The sequence below is a fragment of the Citrobacter sp. S46_ASV_140 genome, assembly GCF_018919545.1.
GTDB classification, from domain to species: domain Bacteria; phylum Pseudomonadota; class Gammaproteobacteria; order Enterobacterales; family Enterobacteriaceae; genus Citrobacter; species Citrobacter braakii.
The window spans coordinates 1-18,670 of sequence record NZ_JAHLRC010000071.1 but is presented as its reverse complement, the minus strand read 5'-3'; the positions used below and the strand labels follow the sequence as shown (position 1 = coordinate 18,670).

General features: G+C 52.5%; 26 protein-coding genes. 12 read left to right on the top strand and 14 right to left on the bottom strand.

Translation table 11 applies throughout. The features are described from left to right. From KQJ19_RS16570 to KQJ19_RS16520, 11 genes are all read right to left on the bottom strand, one after another. A partial coding sequence (locus tag KQJ19_RS16570; protein WP_216403874.1) for a ribosomal protein L16 occupies positions 1-142 on the bottom strand: 142 nt, incomplete at its 3' end. A gap of 12 nt (positions 143-154) precedes the next feature. Then, positions 155-856 carry a 30S ribosomal protein S3 gene (rpsC, locus tag KQJ19_RS16565; RefSeq protein WP_000529945.1) on the bottom strand — a complete coding sequence of 234 codons (702 nt, stop codon included), beginning with the start codon at positions 854-856 and terminating at the stop codon, positions 155-157. Between the two features lie 17 nt (positions 857-873). Continuing rightward, positions 874-1,206, bottom strand: coding sequence for a 50S ribosomal protein L22 (rplV, locus tag KQJ19_RS16560; RefSeq protein ID WP_000448832.1), 333 nt, complete (start codon positions 1,204-1,206; stop codon positions 874-876). Positions 1,207-1,220: 14 nt separating this feature from the next. Further along, complete coding sequence (rpsS, locus tag KQJ19_RS16555) at positions 1,221-1,499, bottom strand: 30S ribosomal protein S19 (RefSeq protein ID WP_001138115.1); 279 nt, start codon at positions 1,497-1,499, stop codon at positions 1,221-1,223. A 16-nt stretch (positions 1,500-1,515) separates the two neighbouring features. Continuing rightward, positions 1,516-2,337, bottom strand: coding sequence for a 50S ribosomal protein L2 (gene rplB, locus KQJ19_RS16550; RefSeq protein ID WP_016154746.1), 822 nt, complete (start codon positions 2,335-2,337; stop codon positions 1,516-1,518). 17 nt (positions 2,338-2,354) lie between these two features. Next, the gene (gene rplW / locus KQJ19_RS16545) at positions 2,355-2,657 is read right to left on the bottom strand and encodes a 50S ribosomal protein L23 (RefSeq protein WP_000617546.1); all 303 of its coding nucleotides are present in this window, start codon (positions 2,655-2,657) and stop codon (positions 2,355-2,357) included. After that, positions 2,654-3,259, bottom strand: coding sequence for a 50S ribosomal protein L4 (gene rplD, locus KQJ19_RS16540; protein WP_003031119.1), 606 nt, complete (start codon positions 3,257-3,259; stop codon positions 2,654-2,656). Before rplD ends, rplW begins: the two co-directional genes overlap by 4 nt. 10 nt (positions 3,260-3,269) lie before the next feature. Continuing rightward, on the bottom strand, positions 3,270-3,899 hold the full coding sequence (gene rplC / locus KQJ19_RS16535) for a 50S ribosomal protein L3 (protein ID WP_003031117.1): 630 nt from the start codon (positions 3,897-3,899) through the stop codon (positions 3,270-3,272). Positions 3,900-3,931: 32 nt separating this feature from the next. Continuing rightward, complete coding sequence (gene rpsJ, locus KQJ19_RS16530) at positions 3,932-4,243, bottom strand: 30S ribosomal protein S10 (protein ID WP_001181005.1); 312 nt, start codon at positions 4,241-4,243, stop codon at positions 3,932-3,934. Between the two features lie 206 nt (positions 4,244-4,449). Further along, a complete protein-coding gene (locus KQJ19_RS16525; protein WP_103767385.1) occupies positions 4,450-4,833 on the bottom strand; it encodes a hypothetical protein in 384 nt (127 codons plus the stop codon). Continuing rightward, positions 4,833-6,347 (bottom strand): peptidoglycan-binding protein, encoded by a 1,515-nt coding sequence (locus KQJ19_RS16520; protein ID WP_216403873.1) that lies wholly within the window; start codon positions 6,345-6,347, stop codon positions 4,833-4,835. Before KQJ19_RS16520 ends, KQJ19_RS16525 begins: the two co-directional genes overlap by 1 nt. Before the next feature lie 166 nt (positions 6,348-6,513). On the opposite strand from KQJ19_RS16520, the gene gspC reads away from it, so the two are divergent. The 12 genes from gspC to KQJ19_RS16460 are packed head-to-tail and all read left to right on the top strand — an operon-like array spanning position 6,514 to position 17,281. After that, positions 6,514-7,311 carry a type II secretion system protein GspC gene (gspC, locus tag KQJ19_RS16515; protein WP_153689966.1) on the top strand — a complete coding sequence of 266 codons (798 nt, stop codon included), beginning with the start codon at positions 6,514-6,516 and terminating at the stop codon, positions 7,309-7,311. Positions 7,312-7,361: 50 nt separating this feature from the next. Beyond that, the gene (gene gspD, locus KQJ19_RS16510) at positions 7,362-9,314 is read left to right on the top strand and encodes a type II secretion system secretin GspD (protein ID WP_323667865.1); all 1,953 of its coding nucleotides are present in this window, start codon (positions 7,362-7,364) and stop codon (positions 9,312-9,314) included. Between the two features lie 6 nt (positions 9,315-9,320). Beyond that, a complete protein-coding gene (gene gspE, locus KQJ19_RS16505; protein WP_216403871.1) occupies positions 9,321-10,811 on the top strand; it encodes a type II secretion system ATPase GspE in 1,491 nt (496 codons plus the stop codon). Next, on the top strand, positions 10,808-12,019 hold the full coding sequence (gspF, locus tag KQJ19_RS16500; RefSeq protein ID WP_200047514.1) for a type II secretion system inner membrane protein GspF: 1,212 nt from the start codon (positions 10,808-10,810) through the stop codon (positions 12,017-12,019). The genes gspE and gspF overlap by 4 nt, the downstream gene beginning before the upstream one ends. 9 nt (positions 12,020-12,028) lie before the next feature. After that, positions 12,029-12,466: a type II secretion system major pseudopilin GspG gene (gene gspG, locus KQJ19_RS16495; RefSeq protein ID WP_016154753.1), complete on the top strand. Its 438-nt coding sequence runs from the start codon at positions 12,029-12,031 to the stop codon at positions 12,464-12,466. A 5-nt stretch (positions 12,467-12,471) separates the two neighbouring features. Continuing rightward, the gene (gspH, locus tag KQJ19_RS16490; protein ID WP_216403870.1) at positions 12,472-12,963 is read left to right on the top strand and encodes a type II secretion system minor pseudopilin GspH; all 492 of its coding nucleotides are present in this window, start codon (positions 12,472-12,474) and stop codon (positions 12,961-12,963) included. Next, positions 12,960-13,346 carry a type II secretion system minor pseudopilin GspI gene (gene gspI, locus KQJ19_RS16485; RefSeq protein WP_142418365.1) on the top strand — a complete coding sequence of 129 codons (387 nt, stop codon included), beginning with the start codon at positions 12,960-12,962 and terminating at the stop codon, positions 13,344-13,346. The genes gspH and gspI overlap by 4 nt, the downstream gene beginning before the upstream one ends. Continuing rightward, entirely contained in the window at positions 13,330-13,902 is a 573-nt protein-coding gene (locus tag KQJ19_RS16480) for a type II secretion system protein GspJ (protein WP_216403869.1), read from the top strand. The genes gspI and KQJ19_RS16480 overlap by 17 nt, the downstream gene beginning before the upstream one ends. Then, the gene (gspK, locus tag KQJ19_RS16475; protein ID WP_047501490.1) at positions 13,899-14,885 is read left to right on the top strand and encodes a type II secretion system minor pseudopilin GspK; all 987 of its coding nucleotides are present in this window, start codon (positions 13,899-13,901) and stop codon (positions 14,883-14,885) included. Before KQJ19_RS16480 ends, gspK begins: the two co-directional genes overlap by 4 nt. 10 nt (positions 14,886-14,895) lie before the next feature. After that, positions 14,896-16,041 (top strand): type II secretion system protein GspL, encoded by a 1,146-nt coding sequence (gspL, locus tag KQJ19_RS16470; protein ID WP_216403868.1) that lies wholly within the window; start codon positions 14,896-14,898, stop codon positions 16,039-16,041. After that, the gene (locus tag KQJ19_RS16465; protein ID WP_049281767.1) at positions 16,038-16,505 is read left to right on the top strand and encodes a type II secretion system protein M; all 468 of its coding nucleotides are present in this window, start codon (positions 16,038-16,040) and stop codon (positions 16,503-16,505) included. Before gspL ends, KQJ19_RS16465 begins: the two co-directional genes overlap by 4 nt. Next, positions 16,502-17,281, top strand: a complete 780-nt coding sequence (locus KQJ19_RS16460; RefSeq protein WP_216403867.1) for an A24 family peptidase — start codon at positions 16,502-16,504, stop codon at positions 17,279-17,281. The genes KQJ19_RS16465 and KQJ19_RS16460 overlap by 4 nt, the downstream gene beginning before the upstream one ends. 37 nt (positions 17,282-17,318) lie before the next feature. On the opposite strand, the gene bfr is transcribed toward KQJ19_RS16460, so the two are convergent. The 3 genes from bfr to KQJ19_RS16445 all read right to left on the bottom strand — a co-directional run. After that, positions 17,319-17,792: a bacterioferritin gene (bfr, locus tag KQJ19_RS16455; protein ID WP_016154761.1), complete on the bottom strand. Its 474-nt coding sequence runs from the start codon at positions 17,790-17,792 to the stop codon at positions 17,319-17,321. Positions 17,793-17,863: 71 nt separating this feature from the next. Continuing rightward, positions 17,864-18,058, bottom strand: a complete 195-nt coding sequence (gene bfd / locus KQJ19_RS16450) for a bacterioferritin-associated ferredoxin (RefSeq protein ID WP_003031111.1) — start codon at positions 18,056-18,058, stop codon at positions 17,864-17,866. A 185-nt stretch (positions 18,059-18,243) separates the two neighbouring features. Beyond that, positions 18,244-18,670: EF-Tu/IF-2/RF-3 family GTPase (locus KQJ19_RS16445; RefSeq protein WP_332065092.1), on the bottom strand; the 427-nt coding region annotated here is incomplete at its 5' end.

The window sequence follows — 18,670 nt, the reverse complement described above, 5'->3', positions numbered from 1 at the left end:
CTTCGATCTGACGGGCAGTCAGACGACCACGGCCAACAGCTTTCAGACCGAAGCTGCCGAAGCTAACATCCGTACCCTGCGCCAGACCGCGGTTACGGCCTTTGTGCATTTTACGGAATTTTGTACGCTTTGGTTGTAACATCAGCGACGCTCCTTATTTACGGCCTTTACGCTGCTGCTTTTTAGGTTGCGCAGCCGGTTTTTCCGGTTGTTCAACAGCAGCCATACCACCCAGGATCTCGCCTTTGAAGATCCACACTTTAACGCCGATTACACCGTAAGTGGTGTGCGCTTCAGAGGTGTTGTAGTCGATGTCAGCACGCAGAGTGTGCAGAGGTACGCGACCTTCGCGGTACCATTCGGTACGTGCGATTTCCGCGCCGCCCAGACGGCCGCTAACTTCAACTTTAATACCTTTAGCGCCCAGACGCATTGCGTTCTGTACAGCACGCTTCATAGCACGACGGAACATAACACGACGTTCCAGCTGAGAAGTGATGCTGTCAGCAACCAATTTTGCATCCAGTTCAGGTTTACGCACTTCGGCGATATTGATCTGAGCAGGAACGCCAGCAATATCCGCTACGACTTTGCGCAGTTTTTCTACGTCTTCACCTTTCTTACCGATAACGATACCCGGGCGAGCGGTGTGAATGGTCACACGGATGCTCTTAGCCGGACGCTCGATAACGATACGAGATACAGACGCTTTAGCCAGTTCCTTAGTCAGGTACTGACGTACTTTAAAATCGCTGTCCAGGTTGTCAGCGAATTCTTTGGTGTTCGCAAACCAGGTTGAGTTCCATGGTTTTACAATACCCAGGCGAATACCATTAGGATGTACTTTCTGACCCATTGCTAGTCTCCAGAGTCTCAGCGATCGGACACAACCACAGTAATGTGGCTGGTGCGCTTCAGGATGCGATCTGCACGACCTTTTGCACGCGGCATAATGCGCTTCATGCTCGGGCCTTCGTCTACGAAAATTTTCGTAACTTTCAGATCGTCAATGTCAGCGCCATCGTTGTGTTCAGCGTTAGCAATGGCAGATTCCAGGACTTTCTTGACCAGTACAGCCGCTTTCTTATTGGTGTAGGTCAGAATATCCAGAGCCTGCGACACTTTCTTACCGCGAATCAGGTCTGCAACAAGGCGAACCTTCTGAGCAGAAGAACGAGCATGGCGATGTTGAGCTAAAGTTTCCATCTCTTCCTCCTACCTTATTTCTTCTTCGCTTTTTTATCAGCAGCATGGCCGCGATAAGTACGAGTCGGTGCGAATTCACCCAGTTTGTGACCGACCATTTCGTCGGAAACAAATACCGGAACGTGCTGACGACCATTATGGACAGCGATGGTCAAACCGATCATGTTAGGAAAGATCGTTGAACGACGGGACCAAGTGCGCAGGGGCTTCTTGTCTCCGCTTTCCACCGCTTTCTCTACCTTCTTCAGCAAGTGCAGGTCAATAAAAGGACCTTTCTTGAGAGAACGTGGCATGGCTTATCCTCTAAAATTATTTGCTACGGCGACGTACGATGAATTTATCAGTACGCTTGTTGCTGCGGGTCTTCTTACCTTTGGTCTGAACGCCCCACGGAGTTACCGGGTGCTTACCAAAGTTACGACCTTCACCACCACCATGTGGGTGGTCGACTGGGTTCATCGCAGTACCGCGAACGGTAGGACGAACACCACGCCAGCGTGCAGCACCTGCTTTACCCAGAACGCGCAGCATATGCTCAGCATTGCCAACTTCGCCCAGAGTTGCACGGCAGTCTGCTTCGACTTTACGCATTTCACCAGAACGCAGACGCAGGGTGACATAAGCACCATCGCGAGCAACGATCTGAACGTAAGTACCAGCGGAACGTGCCAGCTGACCGCCTTTACCTGGTTTCATTTCTACGTTATGAACAGTAGAACCAACCGGGATATTGCGCATCGGCAGGGTGTTACCTGCTTTGATTGCAGCATCAACGCCAGATTGAACCTGGTCGCCAGCTTTCAGGCCTTTAGGGGCCAGGATGTAACGGCGTTCACCGTCTTTGTACAGAACCAGCGCGATGTTCGCGGAGCGGTTCGGATCGTACTCAAGACGTTCAACAACTGCCGGGATACCGTCTTTGTTGCGTTTGAAGTCAACAATACGATAAGCCTGCTTGTGACCACCACCGATGTGACGAGTGGTGATGCGGCCATTGTTGTTACGACCACCGGATTTGCTGTTTTTTTCAACCAGCGGAGCAAAAGGTTTGCCCTTGTGCAGCTCTGGGTTGACCACTTTAACAACGTGGCGACGACCCGGAGATGTCGGTTTACATTTAACAACTGCCATTGTATTACTCCTCCGACTTACTCAGCGCCGCCGACGAAGTCCAGATTCTGGCCTTCCTTCAGGGTGACGTAAGCTTTTTTCCAGTCGCTACGACGACCGATACGCTGTCCGTGACGTTTAACTTTCCCTTTAACTACCAGGGTGTTAACGACTTCGACTTCGACTTCAAACAGTTTCTGCACAGCAGCTTTGATTTCTGCTTTGGTCGCGTCTTTAGCAACTTTGAGAACGATGGTGTTAGTTTTTTCCATCGCAGTAGACGCTTTTTCAGAAACGTGCGGTGCGCGCAGCACTTTCAGCAGACGTTCTTCACGAATCATGCCAGCATCTCCTCAACTTGCTTAACAGCATCAGCAGTCATTACGACTTTGTCGAAGGCGATCAGGCTAACCGGGTCGATACCAGTTGCATCGCGTACGTCAACCTTGTGCAGGTTGCGCGCAGCCAGGAACAGGTTTTCGTCCAGCTCACCGGTGATGATCAGCACATCTTCCAGAGCCATGTCTTTCAGTTTCTGTGCCAGCAGCTTAGTTTTAGGCGCTTCTACAGAGAATGATTCGACAACGATCAGACGATCCTGACGTACCAGTTCGGACAGAATGCTTTTCAGCGCGCCGCGGTACATCTTTTTGTTAACTTTTTGACTGTGGTCCTGTGGACGAGCAGCGAAGGTCACGCCACCTGAACGCCAGATCGGGCTCTTGATAGAACCTGAACGCGCACGGCCGGTACCTTTCTGGCGCCACGGCTTTTTGCCTGAACCAGTTACTTCAGCACGAGTCTTCTGAGCACGAGTACCCTGACGAGCACCAGCTGCATAAGCAACAACAACCTGGTGAACCAGCGCTTCGTTGAAATCACGACCGAAGGTAGTTTCGGAAACAGTCAGCGCGCTCTGCGCGTCTTTCAATACTAATTCCATTGCTATCCCCTTACGCCTTCACAGCTGGTTTAACGATCAGGTCGCAACCGGTCGCACCCGGAACACCACCTTTAACCAGCAGCAGGTTGCGCTCAGCGTCAACACGTACTACGTCCAGGCTCTGAACGGTTACACGTTCGTTGCCCAGCTGACCTGCCATTTTCTTGCCTTTAAACACTTTGCCCGGAGTCTGGTTCTGACCGATAGAACCCGGAACGCGGTGGGACAAGGAGTTACCGTGAGTAGCGTCCTGGGTACGGAAGTTCCAGCGCTTAACGGTACCAGCGAAACCTTTACCTTTAGAGGTACCGGTTACGTCAACTTTTTTAACGTCAGCAAACAGTTCAACGCTAATGTTCTGACCAACGGTGTATTCTTCACCATCTGCCAGGCGGAACTCCCACAGGCCGCGGCCAGCTTCTACGCCAGCTTTAGCAAAGTGACCAGCTTCCGGCTTAGTTACGCGGTTAGCTTTTTTAGCACCGGTGGTAACCTGAACAGCGCGATAGCCATCGTTAGCCAGATCTTTAACCTGAGTAACGCGGTTTGCTTCAACTTCGATAACGGTTACTGGGATAGATACGCCATCTTCAGTGAAGATGCGGGTCATACCCACTTTTTTACCGACTAAACCAATCATTGTATCAACCTCTCAATCGCTCGATGACCTGATTAACCCAGGCTGATCTGCACGTCTACACCGGCAGCCAGGTCCAGACGCATCAGAGCATCAACGGTTTTTTCAGTTGGCTCAACGATGTCAACCAGACGCTTGTGAGTACGGATCTCGTACTGATCACGCGCGTCTTTGTTGACGTGCGGGGAGATCAGAACGGTGAAACGCTCTTTGCGGGTCGGCAGCGGGATCGGACCACGAACCTGCGCACCAGTGCGCTTGGCAGTCTCGACGATTTCCGCGGTTGATTGATCGATCAGACGATGATCAAACGCTTTCAAACGGATACGGATTCTTTGGTTCTGCATGAGACCAGAGCTCCAATTATTTTATAGACGAAATAGTTACTCCTCAAACCCATTACGATTGATGGGAGAGTGTAACCGTTCTTACGTAGCCCCCTGATTGGGAGCGTTGTTGACGGTAAACCGCCACAGTTCATATCGAACTACCCGTCAGATTTGACAGGCTGGCGTATTATACGTATAGCCAGTACGGATGCAAGTGATTATGGCTATTTGCCATCGATTTCTCTCAGCGCTTGTTGCACACGTGAGCGCAATACTTCGCCATCCGGCACTTCCTGCTCGGACGCTTCATCATAGGGTATCTCTTCCAACATACTGTCACCCTCTTCGTTCTGGGTGGGTAAATCGATGCGTATCGGCAGAGGTTTCTGCTTAAAAATGTAATGCACATCCGAGAGTCGATACGCCTGAGAATCGGGCACTCCCTGCGTGGCGGTTGTCGGATGGCGCACCAACCAGACATAATGTCCGTAGTAGCCGCACATTAGCATCAGGCTGACCCACAACAGCCAGCAACAGGAACGCAGCGCCTGCCGCCAGCGGCAACTCGACACTGTTTTCGCATCAATGGGTTGATAGATTCGCATCATCACACTCGCTCCTTAGACGGCGCATGTGTTAGCACAGGTGCCGACTCATTGATTAATACCGGCGCGTCTCCAAGACTCTGACGCAGCCTTATCAGCGTCTCTTTTCCCGGCTTACCATCCACAGGCAAATTCTCCCGCTGCTGGAATGCTTTGACCTTTTCGATTAACCATGGCGTCCATGAGCCTGATTTATCGCCGGGAACGCCCAGCGCGCGGCTCAGCATCGTATCAAACCAGATGATGGTTTCCGCCGGACTCTTTTCACCGATCTGCATTTTCCTGTCAGGCGTTACATTGAGCATCAGGGTATAATTTCCCTGCCAGTGCTTCGCCAGCCACTCCTGACTGACGATCCAGGTTTTATTATCAATGATAAGATCCAGCTCGTTTCCTGATACACGCATCACAACACCGTAGACCGGTTGTTTATCGATATTCAAATGCGCGATCCACGGCAACCCGCGCCTGATGAGGTTATCTAAACGTTCCTTGCCGCTTTCGCACACCAACTCAGCGCGATCGGCCTGGTCACACCATGCCTCGTCATGCGCTGTGTCGAATCCCCAGACGCTGAATAATTGCTGCATGGCATCGCGTAATCCTCCCCGTGCGTCGCCAATATCCGGCAGGTTTTCCTTTTTTTGCGTCATCGCCACCGTTAATCCGGCGGGCACAGGAAGTTGAAGGGGAAAAACATCGACCGCCAGCCAGCCGAACGTCAAAGCCAGCGCAGCGTAAAGTCCGGGCAGTATTCCCTTGCGCAATACGCAAGAACGGAGAGTAAATGTTTCCAGCAACAATCTTTCCTGTTGAGCGGTTAACACATCCGCTTGCCTGTCCGTTGCTATTTTTCTCGCCGCCCGGGCGATGCGCCCCAGCAACGCCAGATTTCCCTGCACTGCCCGAACCGCTTTGCGCACAAATTCATGACGCATCCGCACAGGCTCGCCATCCGCCTCACGCAGTTGCTGTTGATGCATAAAATCAAGATATTCATCGTCCGTCGGCGCAGCGATGCTCGCCGACAGCGTAACACGCCGTTTAAGTCGTCGGTTACGCCTGAGCGCTTCGCCCCCCACCAGTAGCAAGCTGGCGCCAGCGTCAAATGAAGCCGCCAGATGACGGAAATTATCGACAAATGCCGGAAGATGTCTGGCGAGCGCGTCAGCATTATCAATGACAATTATTATTGGTTGCGTTGCCGGACTAAGGGCAGGCATCAGCGTTGACCAGAAACGGCTAATTCTCACATCTCGCCAGTCTGGCTGGAGTTTTCCGTGCGTACACGCCGTGTGTGTCAATTGACAGAAACCAGAGAAACCAGTGGCGGTAAACACCACTACCCTGCCGGGAAAATCCTTACCTAACTGATAAATAAGCGTCGATTTACCACACCCCAGTTTGCCGCATAATACGCCCACATCGCCAGCGCCCAGCTCATGAATAAAGATATTCTTGATAAGGGTATGTTGCGAAAAAGAGTAAATTGCATACGGTAATGCGCGTTCAGTCATCGATAAGTTCCAGTAATTGATGCGGGTATTTAACTTATTATATGTCAGGTAAATATTATCAATTTTTTATATTTGAATTAAACAACATGTTCCGACGATTAAATTGAAAACCTGAAAGTAAGCCTATATCATGCTTCTCCCGAAAAGAACAGGCATGCTATTAACAATGGATGTTATCGCGAAGCAATTTACCTTTATATTTAAGAGAAAGCGTAACGATGTGCTGTACTGCGTTATGTTTTTTGTCGGTGTCATTGTTATTATTCATTCGTTATATGCCTATAGATTATTTATTGATTCTATCAATACGAAAAACAAAACCAGTCACTCAATAACGTCCGTTGTCCTCAGGCTGCCAATGAATTTACCGAAAAACAGTAGGGAAAACGCGACTGATAATAAAGAAGATGTTTCAATTAAAAATTCGATGCTCAATCTCCAGCTAAATGGCATTATTGCGAGCACGCTAAAAACACGTTCACAGGCTATTATCACCATTAATGAGAAAGCAAAATTTTACAGTACCGGAGATAAACTTGACGATCTCCCTGACGTAAAAATTACGGACATTGATAATAATAGCGTGACGATTGATAACAATGGCTCCCGGCAACGCATCGCTTTTATTGATGAGCCTGATATATCCTCCAGGGTGCCGGCACCATCGCTGCCACATGACAGCGCGCCACATTCCCTCAGCGACATCATTATTACCAACTTTATCTATCAGCAGGAAGCGCTACAGGGCGTCAGATTAAACGCCCGTGGTCCGGTTGAACGTTTTATAGCAACCGGACTCAGGCCAGGCGATATTGCGATCAAAATGAACAACCATCCGCTAACTCAGGAAACGTCTGCAAAAGCGGCACTACAGGAATTTGTAACCTTAAACTCTGCCCAGTTTACCGTGATACGAAACGGTCAGGAAGCGTTGGTGAATGTATCCGTTACTGAGAATGATTAACCTTAAGGACGACAAAATTGCGCAAAGGAATTAAAAAAACGGCTGCATGGATATTGGCGCTCCAGTTTTTCGCCTTTCCATTTCAAACCATGTCAGCGCAATATTCGGCAAACTTCCAGGATGCGGATCTCCGGGAGTTTATTACCTCGGTCAGTAAGCAAATGGGCAAAACCATTCTGATCGATCCGTCCGTCCAGGGAAAAATCTCCGTTCGCAGCTTTGACAGTTTCAACGAGGAGGAATACTACCAGTTTTTTCTCAGCGTTCTCGATATCTACGGCTACTCGGTTATCACCCTGGATAACGGCCTGCTGAAGGTTGTTCGCTCCGCAACGCTTAAGACCGCGCCGGGGAAAGTATTGGCACAGTCGCAACCAGCGGTCGGCGATGAATTTATCACCCGCGTCGTGGCGCTGAAAAATGTCCCGGTACGCGATCTGGCTCCGCTATTACGCCAGATGATGGACAGCGGCGGCATCGGCAACGTCGTACATTATGATCCTTCTAATGCGCTGTTGATCACCGGCAAAGCCAATATAGTCAATCGCATCCTTGAGGTTGTGAAACGGGTCGATGTTATCGGTACTCAGGAACGTGAGCTTATCAAACTGCGCTACGCCTCGGCAGTTGATTTATCTGATGTAATTAACAGCCTGATTCGCGAAGAGTCAAAGGAAAACCCAACGCAGATCCTGCTGCCTAAAATTGTCGCCGACAAGCGCACCAACGCCCTTCTTATCAGCGGGCCAGACAATGTGCGCCAGCGGATGAAATCTTTAATCGCTAAACTGGATATCGAACAGACCACGCAGGGCAATACTCGCGTGTTCTATTTGAAATACGCCAAAGCCACTAAAATCGTTGAAGTGCTGACCGGCGTGTCAACCAAACTGACGGAAGACAAGCAGTCGTCTTCGCAGAGCGTGGCTACCCCTTCCCGGGGTGTCTCGATTAACGCCGATGAACAAACCAACTCGGTGGTCATTACCGCAGACCAGAGCACCATGCAGGAGCTGGAAAAAGTCATCGCTCGTCTGGATATTCGCCGCGCACAGGTACTGGTTGAAGCCATCATTGTGGAAGTCCAGGATGGCAACGGCCTGAATCTTGGCGTGCAGTGGGCCAACAGCAACGTCGGCGGTCAGCAGTTTACCAAAACGGGGCTGCCGATTTTCGACGCATCAAGAGGCGCGCGCCAGTTTGATAAAAATGGTTCGATGACCAGCGACAACCCTATCGCCAGCGCGTTAAGCAGTTTTAACGGCCTGGCGACGGGCTTCTTTGAGGGGGACTGGAGCGTCCTGCTCACCGCGCTCTCCTCAGACAACAAAAACGATATCCTCGCCACCCCCAGCATTGTGACGCTGGATAATAAAGAAGCATCGTTTAATGTTGGCCAGGATGTGCCGGTGCTTTCCGGCTCGCAAACGACCTCCGGCGACAACGTCTTCAATACGGTCGAACGTAAAACCGTCGGCACCAAACTGAAGGTCACACCGCAAATCAACGAAGGCGACGCAGTGCTGATGGAGATCGAGCAGGAGGTGTCGAGCGTCGATACCGCTTCCGGTAACGCCAGCGATCTTGGTCCGACGTTCAACACCCGCACTATCCAGAATGCCGTGCTGGTCAAAAGCGGCGAAACCGTGGTGCTGGGTGGCCTGCTGGATGATTCAAGCAGAGAGCAGGTTTCCAAAGTACCGCTGCTGGGCGATATCCCTGTACTCGGACAGCTATTCCGCTACACCTCAACGGAAAATACGAAGCGCAATTTGATGGTCTTTATCAGGCCGACCATTATTCGCGACGACGAGGTTTATCGTTCGCTCTCAAAGGATAAGTACACCCGATTTCGTGATTTACAGCAGCAGCGTATCGATAAGCAATCCAGTGGATTGCTTGGCGTGAAGGATGAAGAACGCCCGATGCTTAAGGAGCTGAATTTCGATGTGTCGTCCGATGAGCCCAACAGCCAGCCATCGCGCAATCCCTTCCGGGAATGATCCAACATGACTGACTTATGGACGCGCATTCCTCCCCAGCATCCTCTGCCGCTTAATTACGCACAGGGGCAAAAATTTGGTATCGCGGTCGCGGCGGATGAATTGTTCTACCGCACCGACACGCCGCTGGAAAACGTACTGGAGGCCAGCGTTGCCTGCCAGCGCTTCAGCCGCCTGACGCCAGCGCAATTTGACGACCACCTGGATCAACTTTTCCAGCACGGCGCCGGAGAGTCCCGGCAGATTGCCCAGGATATCGATCAGGAGATCGACCTGACGGCGCTGAGCGAAGAGTTACCCGACAACACCGATCTGCTCAGTGATGAAAACGACGCACCGGTTATCCGCCTGATCAACGCGGTTCTTCATGAAGCCGTGAAGGAAGGCGCGTCGGATGTGCATATCGAAACCTTCGAAAAATCGCTGGTGGTGCGTTTTCGTATCGATGGTGTCCTCAAGCCAGTCCTTCAGCCCGCTAAAAAACTGGCGCCGCTGCTGATTTCACGTATCAAAGTCATGGCGCGACTGGATATTGCCGAAAAACGACTGCCGCAGGATGGGCGTATTTCCCTGCGCCTCGGACGCAAAAATATTGACGTCCGCGTTTCGACGTTGCCCTCGCAGTACGGCGAAAGAGCTGTATTGCGTCTGCTGGATAAAAACAGTCTGCGCCTGACGCTGGAGAATATGGGGCTATCGGCGGTGGATAGCCTGCGGCTGAAGGGTTTAGTACAGCAGCCGCACGGCATCATTCTCGTCACCGGCCCGACAGGTTCGGGAAAAAGCACCACGCTGTATGCGATTCTCGCCGAGCTGAATTCCCCCCAGCGTAATATCCTGACCGTCGAAGATCCCATCGAGTACGAGCTGGAAGGCGTCGGACAAACCCAGGTAAACAGCCGGGTGGATATGTCTTTCGCCAGGGGACTGCGTGCCATCCTGCGCCAGGATCCGGACATCGTCATGGTCGGCGAAATTCGTGACGCCGAAACCGCGCAGATAGCGGTTCAGGCATCGCTCACCGGACATCTGGTGCTTTCCACACTGCACACTAACAGCGCCTGCGGTGCGATCACCCGATTACGGGACATGGGCGTTGAACCTTTCCTGCTCTCATCATCGCTAAGCGGCGTTATCGCCCAACGCCTGGTGCGTCGCCTCTGTCCGGCCTGCCGCGCGCATGCTCCCATTCCTGACTCTCAGAAATCCCTCCTGCACGCGCTCGATCCCACCGTTCAGACAATCTGGCAGGCTTGCGGATGCGGCGAATGTCGGGGAACAGGCTATCAGGGGCGACTGGCGATTCATGAAATTATGCTGGTGGATAAAACTATGCGCAACATCATCCATCGCGACGCCGATGAACACGCCCTGGAACAGTGCCTGCGCCAGCAAAGCCGGAGCCTGCGGGAGAACGGCCTGCTGCGCGTGCTGGCGGGCGAGACCACGCTTGAGGAAGTCATGCGGGTCACCTCTGCGCAAGAGGATACACGATGAAATATCAGTGGCAGGCAATGGATGACAGCGGCACGACTCACCGTGGAACGCTGGATGCCGCCAGCTGCAAAGAGGCGCGCGAGGCGCTGCGCGCCCAGGGTCTGCACCCGCTGGTGTTAAATGAGAAAAAGGTCATTTCGCTGTTACGGACGGTAAAAAAAACGCCTCGTTTACGGCTTAGCGGCAGTGAACTGGCGCTGTTCACCCGCCAGCTCGCCACGCTGGCCAACGCTTCGCTACCGCTTGAAGAGGCGCTGTTCGTTATTGGCCGGCAGAACAAAAATAATAAACTGGGGCTGGTGCTACACGACCTGCGCGAACGGATCCTCGCCGGACATACGCTTTCCGAATCGCTGGCCGCCTGGCCGCGGATCTTCGATTCCATTTACCGCACGCTGGTGAAAGCCGGTGAAAAAAGCGGACAGCTCGGCTGTGTGCTGGAAAAGCTGGCTGACTACAATGAGTTACGCCAGGCAACGCGCAGTAAACTCATCCAGTCACTGATTTATCCTTCCCTGCTGACCAGCGTGGCGATCGCCGTCGTCGCTATCCTGCTCACCACCGTAGTGCCCAAAATCGTGGAGCAGTTTCTGCATATGAAAGAAGCGCTGCCGATGTCCACGCGCGTGTTGCTGGCAATCAGTGGTGCCATGCGCGACTACGGATTGTGGGTAATCGCATTGCTGCTGATTGCCTTTTTCCTGTTTCGCCACTGGCTCACCCGTCCCGGCAAACGGCATCTGCTTGACCGCTGGCTTCTTGATTTCAAACCCAGTCGCGCCCTGCTGCGCGCTATCCACTGCGCCCGTTATCTGCGCACCCTGAGCATTCTCAATATCAGCGGCGTTCCGCTGCTGGAAGGGATGACGCTGGCAACCGAAGGCATCGGTAACCGAGAAATTAGTCAGCGGCTGGGTCAGGCCGCGGAGCGCGTGCGCCAGGGTTCAGGATTTCATCTCGCCCTGGAAAAATGCGATCTCTTCCCGCCGATGATGCTCTACATGATTGCCTCCGGGGAAAAAAGCGGCCAGCTCAGCGAGCTAATGGCGCGCGCCGCCGACCAGCAGGAAACACTGCTACAAAACCGAATTGCGCTGACGCTGGCGCTGTTTGAACCCGCGCTGATTATTACGATGGCGATGATTGTGCTGTTCATCATCGTCTCGGTTCTGCAACCCATTTTGCAACTCAACTCATTGGTAAGTTAAGGATAAAACGTGAATAGTGATGCACATAAGCAGCGAGGATTTACGCTGCTGGAGATGATGGTGGTGCTGGTTATTTTGGGCATCCTCGCAAGCCTGGTCGTCCCAAGTTTAATGGGCAATAAAGACAAAGCCGATCACCAGAAAGCCGTCAGCGACATCGTGGCGCTGGAGAATGCGCTGGATATGTACAAACTGGATAACTATCGCTATCCGCTGACGGCGCAGGGGCTAAAGGCGCTGGTCGAAAAACCGACCGCCAGCCCAATCCCGGAAAATTACAACGCGAAGGGCTATATCAAGCGTCTGCCACAGGATCCCTGGGGTAATGAGTATCTGCTGGTTAGCCCTGGTGAACACGGCGATTACGATATTCTCTCCGCAGGTCAGGACGGTGAACCCGGCACCGCTGACGACATTACTAACTGGGAACTGGGTAAAGCGAAATAATCGGAATGAGGCAGAAGGGATTCACGCTACTGGAGGTCATTCTGGTGCTGACGATTATCGCGCTTGGCGCCTCGCTAGTGATGATGACCTACGGGCGACAAAATGATACCGCGAAAGCTATTACTGCAGCCGAACAGCTGGCGGCACTGACTGAATATGCCGCTGACTGGTCAACCATGGAGGACCGCAGTACCGGTATTGAGATCCGCGAACAAGGCTGGCGCATCGTCACACCGATTGGCAATCGCTGGCAGACGCCAACCCAGTTCTATCGCCTGGCGACCGAGGGCAAGTGGGAAAATGACTGGCAGGTGGTTCTGTTCCCGGCGTCGCTCGCCAGGCAATCCGTCGGCACGCCGCAAATTCTGATTCACCCGGACGGTGAAATTACGCCGTTTACGCTACACATCCGCAGCCGTAAAAATAATACGCTGCTGTTCACGCTCGCCAGCACCGGCGGGCTGCCGCTGGTGCTCACCCGAGGCGAAAGCCGATGAGCCAAAGGCAATCAGGAATGACGCTTCTGGAAGTGCTACTGGCGATATTCATTTTCGCCACCTGCTCTCTCGCGCTACTCAACAGCCTGCACGGTCAGGTTAGCGCCACCGCAAAAATGGAAGAACAGGTACTTGCCGGTTGGGTAGCGGATAATGTGCTCAAAACCTATCAACTGGCCGGGCAGAGCCCCGCTAAAACAGCGACAGGCAGCAGCATTATGGGTAAACGCCGCTGGGACTGGTCGTTAACAGTCTCACCCGCCGATGCTTCTGGCCTCAGCACCTGGACAGCAGACGTCGCTCTTGAGGACAAACAGCAGATCCGCCTGCAGCGCTTTATTCCCTCGCCGCAAGGAGGACCGCAAAATGTCTCCCGGCCCTGAGAAACAGCGCGGCTTTACCCTGCTGGAAGTTTTACTGGCTATTGCTCTGTTCGCCATGCTCAGCCTGCTGACGGCGCAGATGCTGACAACGACAATTGACAGTAACGAGCAGACCAAAAAGCATCAGCAGCGTTTTTCCGCTATCGTGCGTACCGTCAATTTGCTGGATAAAGATATCCGACAGCGGGTGCCGGTAACCGAATTGCAGGGCGAAAAAGAGACGCTGATGCTGACGACAGCCAGCAGTAACAGTTATCCTGGCGCCTGCTGCGCGCCCGATATCCAGCGAGTTCAGTGGTATCTGCAGGATCATACCTTATACCGCACGCTCTGGCGCTACCCGGAAGATACAACCCCGGCCATCACTCAGCCGATGCTCAATGGTGTGAACGCCTTCACGTTGCGTTATTACAACAGTAAAGAGAAAGCGTGGACGGACACGGCGACAATCCCATCTCCTGGCGCGATGGAAGTCACTCTTAAACTTGCTGATTCCGGCACGATAACTCGTCTGACGCTGTTGCCAGATAACCGCCAACCAGGAGAACAGCAATGACCCGGCAAAAGGGCGTGGCGCTGCTGGTAGTGCTGATGATCCTGGCAATTATGGCGGCGCTGGCCAGCGAAATGACCGTGCGCTACCAGATCAACCTCAAACGCACCAGCTACACCCGGATGCGGCTACAGCAAAACTGGCTGGCAGAGCTGGCTGAAAGCCAGGCCATGCGTATTCTTGAACAGGACCTGCGGGATAATGAGAAATACCTCACTCACGAGCAGCTCTGGGCGCAGCCGCAGCGTATTCAGCTCGCCAGCGGCGATGTTGTTAGCTGGCAGCTATCTGACGAGCAGGCCTGTTACAACATTAATGCGCTGATTAACGCCCCGACCGACCGAATGAAAGAGCCGCCCGCCAGCGTGAGCGTCTTTCTCGCGCTGCTGGACAACATTGGCGTCACCAATGCCCAGGCTGAGGCGCTGGTTGATGCTATCGCCGACTACATCGATAACGACGATATTCCACGCGCCTCCGGTGCCGAAAATGAGTATTACCAAACAAGTAACGACCCCCACACCATTGGCGGACGACGTATCTGGTCAATCAGTGAGCTCAAACAAATCAAAGGGATGACGCTTTCTCTTTACCAGCAAATCTCCCCGCTACTCTGCGCGCTGCCTGATGATGAGCTAAAAATCAACATCAACACCCTGACGCGCCGGGATGCACCGTTGCTTGCGGCGATGCTCAGTAATGCTGTCCCGCCACGCGAGATTGAGCGCTTTTTTGATAGCCCACGCAAAGGACGCAAAATCAGCATTGAGACGTTGTTAAAGACATTCGATAAGGATAATCCGACTCATAAGCTGTCGCAGACCACATTCAAAAGCATTGCGGTGGCGACCAGTCGTTACTTCCGCCTTGAAACGACTATCGAACAGGGCGATAGCGCCGGGAGCACCATCAGCCAGCTGGAATACGATCCCAAAAGAAAGGCTCTGTTTATTACAGCCCGCAAAAGCGTGGCGCGCGACCATTAAAGGGAACTAAATGACGCCAGACACATTACTGCTACGTCCGCTGCCGGGAAAACTGGAATGGTGCTGCCCCAACGAGGCACAACTTCCGGTTATTGTTGAACAAGCGGATTACCTCCAGCCGAACGCGCTGGCCGACCTGCCGGATGCCGGTAACGCCTGCCTGTTCCTGTCGCCTGATTATTTCTGTTTTCGCCGCGTCGAATTACCGACGGAAAACTACAAAATCAGTGAACAAACGCTGGGCTGGCTGGTGGAGGACGCCGTTGTCGGTGATACAGACAGCCTGCACTGGACGGTTCTCGCCAGAGAAGAAAACACGCTCCATCTCGCCGGGATCGCCAGGACCACGCTGAACGATCTATTGACGACTTTCCGCACAGCTGGCGTGACGTTGACGCATATCGTTCCGGATGGTTTCTGGCTGCCGTATGTCACGGATAGCTGGAGTCTGCTACAACAAGATGAGCGATGGTTAATCCGTTACGACGCGTGGAAAACAGGCGTGCTGAGTGAGGCACTGCTCACGCATTTACTCGCCAGCCATACAGAGCAAAAAATCATCAGCGCCAGCCCACTTCCTGTGCCTCACGCTTATGTCGAATACCTTGACTGGCAGCCGCCGCTGGCATGCGCCTGCAATGGCGATAATATTCAGGACATTAACGTATTACACGGCAGCTTCCGCCCTTTGCCCCCGACACAACCGACCCCGCGTCTGCTGAAATATGCCGCCATAGCAACATTTGCCCTGGCGATAGCGCTCTTCTCAGGGCTGAAAGGGGTGATGCTCTGGCAGCTTCATCAACAGAAACAGGTGCTCTCAGCGGAAGGTGCCACCCTGTGGAACCGCTATTTCCCAGGTGATAACCGCAACAACAATTTTAAATATTTCTTCGAATCGTCCGCGAGGGATCGCTATCCGGATGTGCTGACGTTACTGACTCAGCTTCAGACCCGATTAAGCACATTGCCGGGGCTTACCATCCGCGAGGTCAACTACCGGCTCGAACAACGCCTTTTTACCCTGACGCTCAACGTTCGCGATCCGGAACATCTTCGCCGCTTTATGGTGCAGACAAACGACGAATTTATCCTGACTCAACCGCCAGAAGGGACGACAGGTAGCGTCCGGCTGACCCTGAAGGAGCGCAAATGAATATGAATAGCTGGTGGAGCGAAAAAAACGGCAGAGAGCAACGCAGTCTGATATTCCTCGCCGTTTTCTGTCTGCTGGCGGGATTCTGGTACGGCGTGGTTCAGCCCCTGGATAACGCTATTGCACAGCAGAGGCAGGAAAATGATCGTCTCAGGAGTGAGATCCAGTGGGTAAATGAGGCGATTCAGCGTCGCGGATTAGTTGCCAGCAGACCTGGCACAAAGACCGATCCGGCACTGATACAACATAGCGCGCAGCAGGCAGGTCTGAATATCAGCGTTGTGACATCCACTCCCGATCATTTTGCGATCTCGCTTCCCGTTGTTAAAACCGAACCATTATTTGCGTGGCTTAATACCCTACAAAATGAGGGAATACAGGTTTCGCAACTCACGTTTAGCGCCCGCCCGGTCGCCGGGGAGATTGCGGTGGAAGCCCTTGAACTCTATCCGGTGGGGAAATGACGGAACTCATTAACATTGCAGCAATGGCGCTTGTCGGGCTGATAGTCGGCAGCTTTATGAATGTAGTGGTTTATCGACTGCCGATCATGATTGAGCATCGGCACAGCGAAACATGGAATATCGCCTGGCCTCCGTCGCACTGTCCGCACTGCCAGCACAGGCTATCGGTGCGTAACACTATTCCACTATTCAGTTGGCTGTGGCAGCGGGGGCGTTGCCAGGCCTGCGCTCAGCCCATTTCATGGCGTTACCCACTGACTGAACTGGCGTGTTCTTGTGTTTTTGCGCTTAGCGCCGCGTTTATCTCTTCAATATCAGATGCAATTGCCATCATGACGCTGTTCTGGTTTATTTTCGCCCTGGCGCAAATTGATCTCCGGACGTACCTGCTGCCGGATGTGCTGACGCAGCCGCTGCTCTGGCTCGGTCTGCTATATCACAGCGTTTACGACAGAGAGATGTTACCCGACGCGCTGTACGGCGCTGTCGCTGGCTATCTGACGCTATGGCTGGTCTGGTGGGGATGCAAAATACTCGCGGGAAAAGAGGGCATCGGCCTGGGTGACGCTAAGCTACTGGCGGCGATGGGTGCCTGGTGTGGATGGCCAGCGCTACCGCCCATTTTACTCGCTGCATCATTGCTGGGCATTGTCTGGTGGCTGATCCTACGCCTTACCCGAAGGACGTCGATACCGCTTATCGCATTCGGTCCGTGGCTTGGACTCGCAGGCTGGTTGATTTTCAGCGCGCAAAGCTCAGGTGTTATCGGGTACTGAAATGAGCGGCATGCCTGCCGCTCTGCAAAGTTTGCATCTACGCTTCGCGAATCTGTGCCTGAAGATAGTTCTGAAGTCCCATCTTCTGGAGCAGATCCAGTTCCGTTTCCAGCCAGTCAATGTGACCTTCTTCATCAGCAAGGATTTCGATCATCATATCCCGGCTAACGTAGTCATGGACGCTGTCGGCATAGGCAATGGCTTCACGTAAATCTTTAGCCCCATCGAGTTCGAGTCGAAGATCGGATTGCAGCATCTCTTCAACATCTTCGCCTATACCCAACTTACCAAGATCCTGTAAGTTTGGGAGCCCTTCTAAGAATAAAATACGCTCGATATATTTATCAGCGTGTTTCATCTCATCGATAGATTCATGGTACTCAACATCATTGAGGCGAGTCAGTCCCCAGTTTTTGAACATACGAGCATGGAGAAAATACTGGTTAATTGCGACAAGCTCATTTCCCAATAGTTTATTGAGATAATTTATGATTTTAACATCACCTTTCATTTTATAGTCCCTCCGCTTCCACTCTTAGAGCGTAGATGGGGCTACAGGGATGTCAAAAAAAAGAGTGTGAATTAGGCGATCTCTTTAAATTCTGGCATTTGCGTTAATTCATCCTGCATGACTTCGCGGGCAGCACGAATGCACTTACCACATTGATTTCCAACAGGAATAAATTTACGCAATTGCTGAAAGGACTGAGGATGAAACTGGCGAACAGCCTGACGTATTTTTTTATCACTTATCGCATTACACAAACAAACGTACATGATCGCTCCCGTTCAATTTCTGCGCAAAGTGTAAATGAGAATAGTTATGATTACAATAGCACAACGCTATTTACGCAGCGGGAGAATGAATGAAAAATGCGAATAAATATGACAACCGCTAAATAGCGGACAGCAAAAAGGGCGCCGAAGCGCCCTTTTTAAGCTCAAAGCTAATTAATCAATAATTAGCTCATTACTTTAGCAACAACGCCCGCACCAACAGTACGGCCGCCTTCACGGATTGCGAAACGCAGACCGTCGTCCATCGCGATTGGGTGGATCAGGGTAACAACCATTTTGATGTTGTCGCCCGGCATTACCATCTCAACGCCTTCCGGCAGTTCGATGGTACCAGTCACGTCAGTTGTACGGAAGTAGAACTGCGGACGGTAGCCTTTGAAGAACGGAGTATGACGGCCGCCTTCATCTTTGGACAGAATGTACACTTCAGATTCGAACTTGGTGTGCGGCTTGATAGAGCCCGGCTTAGCCAGGACCTGACCACGTTCGATTTCTTCACGTTTGATACCACGCAGCAGAACACCAACGTTCTCACCAGCACGGCCTTCGTCCAGCAGTTTGCGGAACATTTCAACGCCAGTACAGGTAGAC